This is a genomic window from Burkholderia sp. MS455, from assembly GCF_016899445.1.
Classification (GTDB): domain Bacteria; phylum Pseudomonadota; class Gammaproteobacteria; order Burkholderiales; family Burkholderiaceae; genus Burkholderia; species Burkholderia pyrrocinia_C.
In genome coordinates this window covers 3,198,904-3,212,473 of the sequence record NZ_CP041779.1, presented here as the reverse complement: position 1 = coordinate 3,212,473, position 13,570 = coordinate 3,198,904, and the positions used below count along the sequence as shown (strand labels likewise).

The 13,570-nt window shown below is 62.8% G+C and carries 11 protein-coding genes; 4 read left to right on the top strand and 7 right to left on the bottom strand.

Annotated elements, in window-relative coordinates; translation table 11 throughout:
- Both FPJ27_RS33925 and FPJ27_RS33920 read left to right on the top strand, forming a co-directional pair.
- Positions 1 to 2,010, top strand: a complete 2,010-nt coding sequence (locus FPJ27_RS33925) for an ATP-binding protein (RefSeq protein WP_204424686.1) — start codon at positions 1 to 3, stop codon at positions 2,008 to 2,010.
- Positions 2,011 to 2,090: 80 nt separating this feature from the next.
- Positions 2,091 to 3,446 (top strand): sigma-54 dependent transcriptional regulator, encoded by a 1,356-nt coding sequence (locus FPJ27_RS33920; protein WP_034179129.1) that lies wholly within the window; start codon positions 2,091 to 2,093, stop codon positions 3,444 to 3,446.
- A gap of 97 nt (positions 3,447 to 3,543) precedes the next feature.
- Here the strand turns inward: FPJ27_RS33920 and FPJ27_RS33915 are convergent, their stop codons facing one another.
- Entirely contained in the window at positions 3,544 to 4,080 is a 537-nt protein-coding gene (locus tag FPJ27_RS33915; protein ID WP_204424685.1) for a TlpA disulfide reductase family protein, read from the bottom strand.
- 162 nt (positions 4,081 to 4,242) lie between these two features.
- Between FPJ27_RS33915 and FPJ27_RS33910 the strand changes: the two genes are divergently transcribed.
- A complete protein-coding gene (locus tag FPJ27_RS33910; protein ID WP_204424684.1) occupies positions 4,243 to 4,815 on the top strand; it encodes a hypothetical protein in 573 nt (190 codons plus the stop codon).
- Positions 4,816 to 5,346: 531 nt separating this feature from the next.
- Here the strand turns inward: FPJ27_RS33910 and FPJ27_RS33905 are convergent.
- From FPJ27_RS33905 to FPJ27_RS33880, 6 genes are all read right to left on the bottom strand, one after another.
- Positions 5,347 to 6,150, bottom strand: coding sequence for a DNA-binding domain-containing protein (locus FPJ27_RS33905; RefSeq protein ID WP_204424683.1), 804 nt, complete (start codon positions 6,148 to 6,150; stop codon positions 5,347 to 5,349).
- Between the two features lie 17 nt (positions 6,151 to 6,167).
- The gene (locus tag FPJ27_RS33900) at positions 6,168 to 6,422 is read right to left on the bottom strand and encodes a DUF692 family multinuclear iron-containing protein (RefSeq protein WP_204424682.1); all 255 of its coding nucleotides are present in this window, start codon (positions 6,420 to 6,422) and stop codon (positions 6,168 to 6,170) included.
- An 87-nt stretch (positions 6,423 to 6,509) separates the two neighbouring features.
- The gene (locus FPJ27_RS33895) at positions 6,510 to 7,793 is read right to left on the bottom strand and encodes an IS256 family transposase (protein ID WP_204420906.1); all 1,284 of its coding nucleotides are present in this window, start codon (positions 7,791 to 7,793) and stop codon (positions 6,510 to 6,512) included.
- A 25-nt stretch (positions 7,794 to 7,818) separates the two neighbouring features.
- Positions 7,819 to 8,571: a DUF692 domain-containing protein gene (locus FPJ27_RS33890; RefSeq protein ID WP_204424681.1), complete on the bottom strand. Its 753-nt coding sequence runs from the start codon at positions 8,569 to 8,571 to the stop codon at positions 7,819 to 7,821.
- Positions 8,572 to 8,581: 10 nt separating this feature from the next.
- Positions 8,582 to 10,663, bottom strand: coding sequence for a ferritin-like domain-containing protein (locus FPJ27_RS33885; protein ID WP_204424680.1), 2,082 nt, complete (start codon positions 10,661 to 10,663; stop codon positions 8,582 to 8,584).
- 19 nt (positions 10,664 to 10,682) lie between these two features.
- Positions 10,683 to 11,945, bottom strand: a complete 1,263-nt coding sequence (locus FPJ27_RS33880) for a heme-binding protein (RefSeq protein ID WP_204424678.1) — start codon at positions 11,943 to 11,945, stop codon at positions 10,683 to 10,685.
- A 374-nt stretch (positions 11,946 to 12,319) separates the two neighbouring features.
- Between FPJ27_RS33880 and FPJ27_RS33875 the strand changes: the two genes are divergently transcribed.
- Positions 12,320 to 12,640 carry a hypothetical protein gene (locus FPJ27_RS33875; protein WP_204424676.1) on the top strand — a complete coding sequence of 107 codons (321 nt, stop codon included), beginning with the start codon at positions 12,320 to 12,322 and terminating at the stop codon, positions 12,638 to 12,640.
- Positions 12,641 to 13,570: the final 930 nt, after the last annotated feature.

Below are 13,570 nucleotides of genomic sequence, written 5' to 3'. Positions count from 1 at the left end.
ATGAAGGAGCAGGCGGCGGCACCGCCCGCCGGCGGCACCGCCCGCGGCGGCCGAGGCGTTGACAGGGAGGCCTATGACACAATAGGCGATCCGCATCGCCAGGAAGCCTCGACCGTGACGCGCCGCCTGCTCATCCTCGTCGTGCTTGCCGCCGCGCTCGTCGCGGCGTGCGCGCTGACGTGGACGATTACCTGGCAACGCGGCGTCGCCGAGCTGCAGCGCAACGCCGCGGTGCGCGTCGACCGCACCACCAACGCGCTCAAGAGCACGCTTGACCGCTACGAATCGCTGCCCTATCTGCTCGGCAGCCATCCGTATGTGCAGGACCTGCTCGCCGAGCCGAAGCGCGGCGACTACACCGCGCGCGTCAACCGCTATCTCGAAGATCTCAACGAACACGCGCACGCGACCGTCACCTACGTGATCGGCGCGGACGGCCTGTGCGTCGCCGCCAGCAACTGGCGCGCGCCCGACAGCTTCGTCGGGATCGAATACCGTTTCCGCCCCTACTTCCTCGACGCGATGAACGGCCGGGTCGGCCGCTTCTTCGGGATCGGCACGATCTCGCGCGATCCCGGCTACTACATCTCGCAGCCCGTGTGGCGCGACGGCAAGATCGCGGGCGTCGTCGTCGTGAAGCTCAATCTCGAATGGTTCCAGGGCGCCGATGCGTCCGAGCCGCTCGTCGTCGCGGACGATCACGGCGTCGTGTTCCTGTCGTCGGTGCCCGCGTGGAAGTACCACACGCTGCGGCCGTTGACGGGGCCCGTGGCCGCGTCGATCTACGAGACGCGCCAGTACGCGCAGCAGCCCGTCACGCCGCTGCCGCTGCGCATCGAGCAGACGCTCGGCGCCGATGCGGAGATCGTGCGCCTCGGCGCGGGCCTGCGCGCGCCGCGTTTCCTGGCCAGCAAGCGGCGGATCGGCGAGCCCGACTGGCTGCTCGTCACGCTCGCGCCGATCGCGCCCATCGACGCCGATGCGCGCAACGCGACGATCGTCACGGGCTTCGGCTTCGTGTCGGTCGCGCTGCTCGCGTTCTACTGGCGGATGCGCCGCGCGCGCGTGCGCGAAATGATCCGCGGCCGCGCTCTGTTGCAGCAGGCGTACGCGGAGCTGAACCGGCGCGTCGAGGAGCGCACGGCCGACCTGTCGGAAGCGAACGAGCAGTTGCAGAAGGAAGTCGGCGACCGGATCCGCGCGGAGCAGGAGCTGCGCGCGGCGCACGATGAACTGATCCAGGCGAGCAAGCTGGCCGCGCTCGGCCAGATGGCGGCCGGCATCACGCACGAACTGAACCAGCCGCTCGCGGCGCTGCGCAGCTTCTCGGACAACACGCGCGTGCTGCTCGATCGCGGCGAGCAGGCGGCCGCGCGCGAGAACCTCGAGGCGATCGCCGCGCTCACCGAGCGGATGGGCAAGATCACGAACCAGCTGAAGCTGTTCGTCGGCCGCGCGAAGCCGCGCAACGAGCGGGCGCTCGTCGTGCGTGCGCTGCGCAGCGTGCTGTCGCTGCTCGGCGATCGCCTGCGCGGCGTCGCGCTCACGCTGACGCTGCAGGACGCGGCCGTATCGCCCGCGCACGGCGTGCCGCTCGATCTGGCGCGCGACTACCCCGAGCTCGTCGCGCGTTGCGAGGACCTGCGCCTCGAGCAGGTGCTGATCAACCTGCTCGGCAATGCGCTCGACGCGGTCGCGGGCATCGCGGCGCCCGCGATCGAAGTGACGATCGCGGTGTCGGCCGCGACGCTCGCGGTCGAGGTGCGCGACAACGGCCCCGGCATCGCGCCCGACCTGTTGCCGCGCCTGTTCGAGCCGTTCTTCACGACCAAGGAAATGGGGCGCGGGCTCGGGCTCGGCCTCGCGATCTCGTCGTCGATCGCGAGCGACGCGGGCGGTGCGCTGACCGCGCGCAACGCGCCGTCGGGCGGCGCGCTGTTCGTCTTGACGCTGCGGCGCGCGCGCACGCATCATCCGGACTCCGTGTCCGAGCCGGCGGGCTCGCACTAGGCCCGGTCGGCGAACGACCGGCATCAACGCCGCCGCGCGCGCAACCCTGCCGCGCGGCCCGTCAGGAGCAAGTGAGTACGATGGCCAACCGGCTGCAAGTGATCTATATCGAAGACGATGCGCTCGTTCGCCGGGCGAGCGTGCAGAGCCTTCAACTGGCGGGCTTCGACGTCGCCGGCTTCGAGTCGGCCGAAGCGGCCGAGAAGGCGATCGTCGCGGACACCGCGGGCGCGATCGTCAGCGACATCCGGCTGCCCGGCGCAAGCGGGCTCGACGTGCTCGCGCAGTGCCGCGAGCGTGTGCCCGACGTGCCCGTGATCCTCGTCACCGGGCACGGCGACATCTCGATGGCCGTGCAGGCGATGCGCGACGGCGCATACGACTTCATCGAAAAGCCGTTCGCGGCCGAGCGCCTGATCGAGACGGTGCGCCGTGCGCTCGAGCGGCGCGAGCTCGTGCTCGAGAACCATGCGCTGCGGCGCGAACTGGCCGGGCAGAACGTCGTTGCGCCGCGCATCATCGGCCGCAGCCCCGCGATCGAGCAGGTGCGCAAGCTGATCGCGAACGTCGCGCCCACCGACGCGTCGGTACTGATCAACGGCGACACCGGCGCCGGCAAGGAACTGATCGCGCGCAGCCTGCACGAGCTGTCGCCGCGCCGCGACAAGCCGTTCATCGCGGTGAATTGCGGCGCGCTGCCCGAGCCGATGTTCGAGTCGGAGATGTTCGGCTACGAGCCCGGCGCGTTCACCGGCGCCGCGAAGCGGCGCGTCGGCAAGCTCGAATACGCGTCCGGCGGCACGCTGTTCCTCGACGAAATCGAAAGCATGCCGCTCGCGCTGCAGGTGAAGCTGCTGCGGGTGCTGCAGGACGGCGTGCTGGAGCGGCTCGGCTCGAACCAGCCGATCCGCGTGAACTGCCGCGTCGTCGCGGCCGCGAAGGGCGACATGAGCGAGCTCGTCGCGGCCGGCACGTTCCGGCGCGACCTGCTGTACCGGCTCAACGTCGTGACGATCGCGCTGCCGCCGCTCGCCGAGCGCCGCGAGGACATCGTGCCGTTGTTCGAGCACTTCATGCTCGATGCGGCCGTGCGCTACGGGCGGCCCGCGCCCGTGCTGACCGACCGGCAGCGCGCGAGCCTGATGCAGCGCGACTGGCCCGGCAACGTGCGCGAGCTGCACAACGCGGCCGACCGTTTCGTGCTCGGCGTGGCCGACATGCCGCAGGAAACGGGCGCGGGCGGCGACGCTGCCGACAACGAGCAGACGCTGAAGGAGCGCATCGAGCAGTTCGAGCGCGCGGTGATCGCCGAGGCGCTGAACCAGACGGGCGGCGCGGTCGCCGCGACGGCCGACCGGCTGCATGTCGGCAAGGCGACGCTGTACGAGAAGATGAAGCGCTACGGGCTGTCGGCGAAAGGCGAAACCGAGCGCTGAAAAGCAAACGGACCGCGGAACCGGGCTGGCCGGTCGTACGGTCCGTTGGCGGGGAAGGGCGCTGCGCGTTGCCCTTCGAGCCGTTGTCGGGCGGCGCTCAAGCCGCGTTGCTGTCGAGCGCCTTCTTGAGCAGCGCGTCGAGTTCCGCGAACTGCGGTGCGCCGACGTAGCGCTTCAGGATCTTGCCGTTCCTGTCGACGACGAAGGTCGTCGGCGTGAGCTGCACGTTGCCGAACTGCTTCGCGACGCTGCCGTCGTCGAGCGCGACCTTGAACGGCAGCTGACGCGTCTGCGCGTAGTTCGCGACGTACATCGGCGGATCGTAGTTCATCGCGACCGCGACGAATTCCAGACCCTGACCCTTGAAGCGATTATAGGTATCGACCATCTGCGGCATTTCCTGCATGCAGGTCGCGCAGCTCGTCGCCCAGAAGTTCACGAGATAGACCTTGCCCTTCAGGTCGCCGGCGGTCGAGACTTTCTGGCCCGACAGCAGCGTGAACGTCGCGTCCGGCGCGCTGGACTTGCCGTTGAACGCGAAGACGCCGGCTACGGCGATGGCCGCGACGACGACCGCCGCGACGATGTAGCGGACGGGGCCGGCGCTGCGGCGGGCGGGAGGCGTGGTGTTCATCTGCGGTGCTCTCGGAGTCGGTCGATGGCGCGGATCGATGCAAAGGGCGTCGAAATTCGTCGCTCATTTTAGCGCGAATGCGGTGCGCGCACCGGCGGCCACCACGCATCCCGGTTTTCACGTTCGGCGGATAATGGCCGTTTTGCCTGCCCGATCCACGCCATGCCGAAGGAAGTCATCGATTCGTTGCGCCCCCTGTTTCGCCCGCTGCGACACTTCGCCGCGCTCGCCTGCGCGAGCGCCGTGCTGGCCGCGTGCTCGCCGTCGTACGACTGGCGCACGCTGCACAACGACGCCGGCTATACGATCGACCTGCCGGCGAAGCCGACCGTCGAGGAGCAGCCGGTTGCGCTCGGCGGCACGTCGATGCCGATGCGGATGCAGGCCGCGCACGTCGACGGCGCGGTGTTCGCGGTCGGCACGCTGACGCTGCCCGACGACCGCGACGACACGCGCCGCGCGGCGCTCGAGTTCCTGCGCGCCGGGCTGTCGCGCAACCTCGAAGGCGCGCCGCGGACGGCTTCGGTGCCCGTGCCGCTCGCGGCCGGCGGTGCGGTGAACGGGCTCGAATTGCGCATCGCGGGTGCGGCGGCCGGCGGCGATCGCGCGCGCAAGACGATCGTCGCACGGCTTGCCGCGCGTGGCCGGCACGCGTACCAGGCTGTCGTGATCGCCGACGGGCCGATCGCCCAGGAGCAGTTCGACCAGTTTTTCGGCTCGTTCAAACTCGACTGACGACGGCCGGCGAGGGCGCTCAGACCTTGTGCGACAACTGAAAGTTCATTCGCAGCTTTCGATGCTAGTTGCCGGATTTTGCGAGGTTTTTTCGGCTATCCACAGCGCATGTGGATAACTTTGTTGAAAAGTCGGCCGGATTTCCCGCCAAGCCGCGCCGGACGGCCCTCCGGCCCGTTTCGCGACTTGTTCATGTTTTGTGAAAAGTCAATAAAAACAAATAGATATGGATTCTGCGCCGGACAGGCCCCGGCAAGCCGCGATCCGGGGTCAGATTCGCGAAATTGTGCATAAGTCAAGTCTTGACAGCCGGATTTTGTCATCCGAAGGCGCTCAGAGCGACGTAAGCACGCGCCGGTAGCGGATAGCGTGAATACGCTAACGAGTCCGCCATCGAGCCGCCGCAGACGAGGGGTGGATTGTCGACAGTCCTTCCGAGTTCGTCCAATGTCTCTTCATGGCCGCTGAGAGTCATCGGAGGCACCCGCATTCCTCCGTTGCCGTACGAATCTAAAGCCTGGCAGCGTTCCGTTAGCCTTCCAGTACCGCCCTCTCGATGAAGAAGCCCGCCTCTAGCCAAGGGTGGCGTACCTCGTGGCGCCAGGATCGCCATACCTCATCAACGGGATACTCCGCCTCGACCGCGATTGCCTTTATCGATGTTGGGACGTGTCGGGTTCGTTCCACCAGCGACAAGAATCGATGGTGTAGGCGGGTGACCGGAAAAGTGTGGGTGAGAAAGTCGCGACGTAGGATCACCGCATAGGAATCCTTGGCAGCGGGAAACGGTGGCGAGCGGCCGGCGCGAACCTCGTGGTAATACCAGGCGACAGGATAGCGATACTCGATCAGAGCCAAGCAAGGCTGGAGGATCAGTGCCTCATCGTCGACCGACGCGTCGGGCCAGGGCAGTCCCTCGTGGCCCGGTGCGTCGAACAGGCGGTACAAATCGCGCTCGTAAGCGGTCAGGTCGATCATGAAGTCGATCCATGACTCGCGTCTTTCCGGCGGTTGGTCCCGATCAGGACGATTGTCCTCGAGCCATTTCGGAAAGCGCCGCCCGAGTTCGTGCAGCGTGTAGCTGTCGGACGGATACGTCCGCAGATATTCGTCGGCGAAATCGGCAAAAAGAGCGCTTCCCAAAGTGTGGCGGCTGGCGGGAAACTGCTCTTCCAAACATTTTCGCAAGCGCAGAATATAACTGCGCTGATAGATCGCCAGACAAGCCGAGGATGACAGATTCGGCCCCGGTAGAAACGTGTCGGCGATGGTGTCGGCATCGGTGCCATCCGGCGCGATCAGCGCGTCGAGCATCCAGCGTTGTAGCGACTGCAAGCGATCGTCTCCTGCGTTCATGACGAGCACACGGCGCTGTTGCTCATGATCTCGGGCACGAGAAACGCAACTGGGGTGGACACGGCCTCGACGTTGTCTGGCTGCGGCCGCCCGGTAGCTTCGACCCGGGTGGGCGCGTCGCCGTCGATGATCTGTCGCGCCCGCATCAATTCGGCGTGCACGCGCTCAAAGGCCGGCACATCGCCATCCCATTCGAGCAAAGTGGCAGCTTGCTCGCTGCGTTGCCAAGCCAGGCGGAACAGATTCCACACCGCCGGAGAAACCGGGCGATCATGCGTGTCGACGATATGAGTGCCGAGCTAATGTCAAATGTGGTGTACGACAGTCGAGCAGCATGATCAAGCGGCAAGCGGTTGAGCAGGAGCCGGTGTGCTCTCGGTCACCGGTGTTCCGTCCTTGAAGGGCACGCCGTTCAAGATCTGTTCGATTTTGTCGACACCGCGAATGCGGCGCCATGATTCCTCTGCTGCTTCGATGAGCTTGAAGGCCATGCCGAGGAAGGTCGCGCGCGACAGACAGTTTCGCGTGCGGGTCGTGCGGTGGCGGACCGTCGCGAAGGTCGACTCGATCGGATTCGTCGTGCGCACATGCTGCCAGTGCTCGGCCGGGAAGTCGTAAAACGCGAGCAGCTCGTCGCGATCCTTCGTGACCTTCTCGACAGCTTTCGGATATTTGGCCGTATAGGTCGCGACGAACTGATCGTAGGCGACGATCGCATCGGCGCGCGTCGCGGCGTTCCAGATCTCCGCGAGCGCGGCCTTGGCCTTGCCCTGCTGCGACTTCGGCAACGCGTTGAGCACGTTGCCGATCTTGTGAAACCAGCAGCGCTGGTGCCGCGTCTGCGGGAACACTTCCTCGAGTGCCGCCCACAAGCCCATCGCGCCGTCGCCGACGGCTAGCAGTGGGCCGGCTTGTAGACCGCGAGCCTTCAGATCGAGCAGTAGCTCGACCCACGAATCCTTCGACTCGCGGTAGCCGTCGGCGAGCGCGACGCGTTCCTTGCTGCCGTCTGGCTTCACGCCGATGATCACCAGCAGACATTGCCCGTCGGAATCCTCGCTGCGCGCCCCAGTATGAATGCCGTCGGCCCACCAGTAGACCCAGCGGGCCGCCGACAAGTCCCGATTGTTCCATTGCGCGAATTCGTCCGCCCAGATCGCTTTGAGACGAATGACGGTATTTGCCGACAGGCCTTTCGCCTGGTCGCCGAGCAATACGCTGAGCGCTTCGCTCATGTCGCCGGTCGAGACGCCGCGCAGATACAGCCACGGCAGCGCCGACGACACACGCGGCGACTTGCGCACGTAGGGCGGCACGATCTCCGAGTTGAACTTTACCCCCGAGCCCGAGCGATCGCGGACCTTCGGCACCTGGACCGTTACCGGTCCGATTGCCGTGACAACGTCTCGCTCAGGCAGATAGCCGTTGCGCACGATCGCCCGCCGGCCGTCCAGCGTCTTCACGTTCGAATATTGCTCGAGCAATGCCTTCAATTCCGCCTCGATCGCTTGCTGGATAATCTGCCGCGCGCCTTGCTGGATCAACTCGTCCAGGCCGACGGGCCCCTTGAATTCTGTTTCCGTTGCTTGACTGTCGTTCGCTTCCCGATTACGTTTCGCCATGGTGGTGGATTGGTTGCTGGGTTCGTTACCTTGGAAAGCAACATTCTCCTGCAATCGCCACCGCCTCCCGCCGATTCCGCTCCACACCGCCGTACACCACTTCCGACATTAGCTCATGAGTGCCGCAATGCTGATGTCCCGCCAAATGCAATTGCACGACGCGATCGAATGGGAACTGGTTCAGGTAATCCATTGGATCGGTGCCGGCATTGAAGCAGCTGACATAAACGTTGTTGACATCGAGAAGCAGCCAGCAGCCCGTTGCGCGGCTGAGCTCGCGCAGAAAGGCGGGTTCGTCCGTAGTCGACTGGCGAAAGCGGACATAGGTGCTGGGATTTTCCAACACCAACGGCCGTCCCAGTAACTCCTGTGCCGCGACGACCCGGGCGCTCACATGCTTGAGCGTCCTTTCGTTGAGCGGCAGCGGAAGGAGATCATGACTGTTGATCCCGAGCGCGCCGGTCCAGCACAGATGGTCGCTGACCCAGCGCGCCGATACCTCGTCGGCCAGCCGCCGCAAACGGGCTAGATAGTCGCGATCGAGCGGGTCGGTACTGCCGATCGACATCGACACACCGTGTAGCACGATCGGATATCGCTCAGCGATCTGTCGCAGGACGGCGCGCGGCCGTCCACCCGAATCCATGAAATTCTCCGAGATCGCTTCGAACCAATCGACTGGCGGCCGCGTTGTCAAGATATGGTCGAAATGCTGGTTGCGCAGCCCGACACCGAATCCCAGTTGGTGTCCGGCCGCACCCCTTCGAAGTTCAATCATGCGGCGCTCCTTAGCTGCAGCTGCCGGCGCCGCTCATGCCGCTGGAGCCGCACGCCGTCATGCCATGACCGCTATATTCCTGGATCCATTCGATGGTCGGGCCGTACTGGAACAATTCGGGATGCGGCGGCTGTGGCGGCTGGGGCGGCAACGCCGCGTTTTTCTTGCGCAGTTCGGGCCAGGTTTGCTCGGCGAACACTTCACGTGCACGCAGCCAGACGCTCTTGCCGCGGTTGCGCCCGTCGGTGCTGAAGCGCTCGGCATTGATCGGCGTGGCACAGCAGCCTTGTGTGGCGCAAGCGTTCGCACCAGGCGCTTCCTGCTCCCGTCCTGTGCCATACAGGCCACAACCACCTTGACCCGCACACGCGTTTTGGACGCGACAGGTGTGATCCGATACGCTTGGCGAGTTCGGTTCGGCAAAATTGAATTCAAGCGCGGTCGAGCAATACCCTTGGCCTGCGCACGCATTGTCACGAGTACGGCCTTGCCCCTTGCATTGATTCAGTCCCATGCAGGCATGCCGTACCTCGCCAGGCAGTAACACGCCCGGCGCGGGCGGCGCCGCGGGGAACACTGGAATGCCCTGATACTTACTAACATCGCAGCCGGGCTTGCCCAAGGTCGGCTGACCGGGCTGCGCCTGCCATAGGCCGCTGACATCCGGCAACGAGGGGATCATGTCGACGAAGTATTGCGCGTCGCTGCTGTACCAGGATTCGCTGCCATATTTGGCGTCCATCCCGTTACACATCGCGACCAGCGTAGCGAAGGCCTGGTTACGCGGGCCAAGATTGATATTCTCGAAAGTCGGCGCCAACTTTAAAGTGCTGGGGTAGCTGTCGGTCCCGGACAAGGGGATTTTCCGCATGGCCTGGATGACCTTATCCAGGATCCAAATCATCGATCGGTGCAGCGTCTGATTGAAATACAGCTTCTGCTGACTTGGTTCAATGAGGAAGATGCTCTCGGTCATGATCAGCATGTACTGATATAGGCCGCTGACGATGTCGGCGAGCTCGCGGCGCCCAGGCGGGTATGCGGCGGCCACCGGATTGTCGGGAAAATCGAACATGATTTTTGCCAGCTCTTCGCGGCCGAACTGACGTGCCGCCGGCGGCGGAGGAGGCGGCAGGTTCCGCAGTTTTTCGTCGTGGGGATCGTAGCCTGCGAGTTGCGATTGCAAAGTCAGGAACTTGTAGTAATGCGAGAGTTCGTGATGCGACTCATCGTCGAACTTGTGAGGGCCGAAGCCTTCGCCTTCGGCGTCGATCGTCTGGATCGCCTTCAAAGCATCTTGGCGTGACGCAATGGTCATCAGCGCGCTGCGGCCGGCATGGCTGTCGCCGCGGCTCGCATAGGCGGCTGCGTTCGCCGCGGAGCCGCCAACCGGTGTCGGTACCGGGCAACCGAAATTGAAGCTGGCAGTCGGATAGACCGAGTCGATATTGTTCGGCGAATAGTTGGACGGCTGGATCTGGGCCGGCGCCCGCCCCGCTTTGAAATCGTCGTCGGTGATGTGCTGCGAGCTAATGATGCACCGAAGGTAGGAATAGATCTGGCCGATTGTTTGCCAATTGTTCAGCTCGGGCGGGGCGTCCGCTGCGGCCGGGTATTCGACTTCGAGGAAATGCCATAACTGCCCGGACGAGAATTTAGCCAGCGGAAGCGCCATTGGCTTACGGTCCGGGCCGAGCCTCGCATGACCGGGGAGGTCGGTCGGGTACGGTGAGGGCGAGCGCAAATAGAGTTGGGGCTGTACGCCGAGCGAATAAAGCATGTTGGACGACAAGGACAAATGCAGCATTTCCTCGACAGCCACGCTCATCATGATGCCCCCCGCTTGGCCGGCGAAGCGGGACAGGTCCGTTGCCGGAAAGCCTTCCGGGGTGCGGTTGATCGAGTAGTAGGCGAACAAATAGAGCGGCACCGTCGCCAGTTCGATCTCGACCGCGGTCTGCAACCCGTCGCGCAATTCCGTCAATGCGCGGGCGCGATTCCAATGCTCGTCGATATGGCGCACCAGGCGTTGCTCTGCTTCGCTGAGGGGGCGCACGGGAATATCTTTGTCCGTTGAGTCGAGATGGGACATGCTCATTTCTCCAGGTCGGTCATGATGATTTCTTCGTCAACGTATTGACCGTCACATGCGGGAAGGACACGCGGCCGCCGCGTACCGTCAGGAGCATCGTGATGGTCTGGGTGTATTGCAGCTGCGGAAAGCTGGTTCCCCCATCAAAACTTTCCAGCCAGCAGGTAAAGTCGTAGGCGGTGACATTGCTGTTCTTTTGTTCGAAGCCGATATTGCTGACAGCGCCGTTTCCGTTGGAAGAGCTGACGGCCAACGTTATGAAATCGCTCGGTGCTTGGATGGCGAGCGCGTCAACGAGCGCTTGGTTCGGATTTGACGTGTAGGTCAGATTCGGATTCGTTGCCGCGTTCTTCCAGAAGTACGGAAAGCTGTCGACGTCCCCCGAAGGCAGCACCGCCGCCGGTGGAATGATCGGGACTCCGGTGCCGGTGGCGTATGAACCCAGGGCAAGGATCGAGTTGCCGTGCGGGACTGACATCTGCTTGGCGAGGTTGAACGCCTGAGTGGGCGCAACGCTGAATGCGACAGTCTGATTGCCCAAGCCTTCACTGAAACCATTTCCGTACGGACCGAGAGGCTGCTCCTGGTCGGCCAGCAGCAAGAGGGAGCCGTTTTCGGCATGTACCAGGGCGTCCTTGTTGGCGCCCCCCGCGAAGTAGACGCGCTGCTCATAGAAAAGCGTATAGGCGACCTGTGCACCGTTGCCGTTGCGATTGAGCACCGGACCATGAATGGCGGTAAAGGTCAGCTCCTCGTAATAGGCGAAGTTCTTGAGGAAATAGCCCAGGGGCGACGAGGGATCGGCTTGCGGCAAGGGCATCACGTTGTATGAGAACGGACAGTCGGGGCCGCCTTTGCCGGAGCTGCCCAGCGGTTGGTTAGTCCACGTGCCAATCAAGTACTGCAGCGGCATGAGTTTCCTGGCCGGAATGCATGGCACGATTTGCTGCGGGTCGCTGACGAGCGGTATCGACAGGTCGGGAGCGGTGTTGCTGAGATAGACGAATACGGTGACGCTGCCGATATTGGCGCTCATGTCCTTGGTCAGATCGTCATTGATGACCAGCTCGAGCGGGCCCGACTCGCCTTTCGGAACTACCGTGGGACCGTCGCCGACCCAGAACGGATGGCCCGTGCCGATCCGCCCGACAAGCCCGCCTACCGCGCAGCCGGGTAACGGAGCACCGCTGCTGGAGGCGTCGTACATCGGGTTACCGTTCGCATCGTAGTCCACGCCGTCGTCATCCACTTGCCACATGCCGGTTTGATAGGCGATGGTCACGCCAAGGTCGCCGTCGACCGTGATTCCCGTCGAGTGCCAAGTTTGATTCGCAGCGACCGTAACCGCTTGCGATGGAAATCCCCGGTCCATATGCCCGCCTTAAATGGTAGGTGCCGACGTTGGTTTTCGATAATTCTAGGATCTAAACGGCAGGCCCGCGAATTTTCGTTGATTCCACTCGCCGAGAAGATAAAAGAGTAGCTGTTAACGTTGACAGGTTGAGTTTTCGGTGGCCAGATTATCTGGCCCTGAAATGAGTGCTCTTGAAAGTGATGAAATTTTCCTTGGCCGGGTATGGGCGCCATCTCGATGGGAATATCGGTGGACGGGTCTTTTTTCATGAGTGATCCGATCCCGGTTAACGTCCTTGCAAATTGTCGGCGAAAATCCATAACGGTGTTTTCGATCTTGCGGCGCAAATAGTGAGATTCGATGGGAATTTCGACAAGAAAATCACTGGCGACGTTTGTCTGCCGACGATCTCGGCTACCATCGTGTTGACGAAGCGATTTTGCGCAAGGTGTGAGATGGTGCAAAGAGACGGGTTGGTCGTCGGGGAGTTTTACTGGGTTATTCAAGCGCCGGGCGCACTGGACCAACGGGCCGAATGGCAAAGTGCCCCGCAGCCTGCACGGCTCGCCGGAATCACCGCCCAGGGCGAGCCGATGTGGAATACATCGCTGGCGGTGGCTTGAGTGAGTGGCCCGTGACGTGGGTCGGCGAGCTCTGTGTGAAGCCGATGCAACACACTGATACGGTCGATGCTAACGAGGCAGCGACGGAATCCGTGTGCCGGCTATTATCGGGCTATCGGACGAAATAAGCGGCTCGTATGCGCGAGCCATCGACTGTGGGCTTTTGCCTCGAATCTTCGCAGGAGAAAAGTGATCGGCAAAATGAGTTTTCAGCATTTTTCATGAGGCTCGCACTTGGCTTGGGTTCGCGTTATATCGTTTTCATTTGTAATTTTGCCGTGGCACTGCCTCGGCGTAACAATTGTTTAACGTACATGGGGTTGCAATAAATAAGATAAAAATATAGATTCCAAACGTCCGATTTTCCTGGAGTCGATATCCGGAAGTTGTGTAAACAACACTTGAGGAAATTATGGCGTCTATCCCGTAATCGGTTGCCAGGGAAGTGCCTGCGGGCGATCGAACTGGCAGGATGTAATCGCGCGTAATCGGCTGCACTCCAATCGCGCTTACGCCTATGCGGTCAGAACCACGGATTGAGTTCTTTGACTAGATACGGCCTGTAAGAGGGGCGGCGCATAAGCGCCTCGACTGTAGTCGTTCGAATTGTGCAGTCGACTGATTGACCCGATTTGAAATGAATGATGACTAAGGCTCCCTTGTGCAGGGCACCAGCAATCCCCCCGGTATCCCCCAAAGTGTCTCGATAGATATATAAAGCAGACATACAACCTAAAAGAACACCTAACCTCAAGTTCGTCGAGGAACAGCGTGATTTCGCGCGGCTGCCGAACCGCGTCGGGCGACCCTCCACCCCGTTTTGCAATTCGTCTGGGTTTTGAAAAATAAATAAAACAAAGAGATGCGAATTTTTCGATGAGCGGGCCCCGGCGAGCTGCAATCCGGGGCCGGATTCGCGAAATTGTGCAT

Bases quoted from the DNA above. Each gene is read 5' to 3' on its own strand.
- FPJ27_RS33925 (WP_204424686.1), top strand. From the start codon at position 1: ATGAAGGAGCAGGCGGCGGCACCGCCCGCCGGCGGCACCGCCCGCGGC.
- FPJ27_RS33920 (WP_034179129.1), top strand. From the start codon at position 2,091: ATGGCCAACCGGCTGCAAGTGATCTATATCGAAGACGATGCGCTCGTT.
- FPJ27_RS33915 (WP_204424685.1), bottom strand. From the start codon at position 4,080: ATGAACACCACGCCTCCCGCCCGCCGCAGCGCCGGCCCCGTCCGCTAC.
- FPJ27_RS33910 (WP_204424684.1), top strand. From the start codon at position 4,243: ATGCCGAAGGAAGTCATCGATTCGTTGCGCCCCCTGTTTCGCCCGCTG.
- FPJ27_RS33895 (WP_204420906.1), bottom strand. From the start codon at position 7,793: ATGGCGAAACGTAATCGGGAAGCGAACGACAGTCAAGCAACGGAAACA.
- FPJ27_RS33890 (WP_204424681.1), bottom strand. From the start codon at position 8,571: ATGATTGAACTTCGAAGGGGTGCGGCCGGACACCAACTGGGATTCGGT.
- FPJ27_RS33885 (WP_204424680.1), bottom strand. From the start codon at position 10,663: ATGTCCCATCTCGACTCAACGGACAAAGATATTCCCGTGCGCCCCCTC.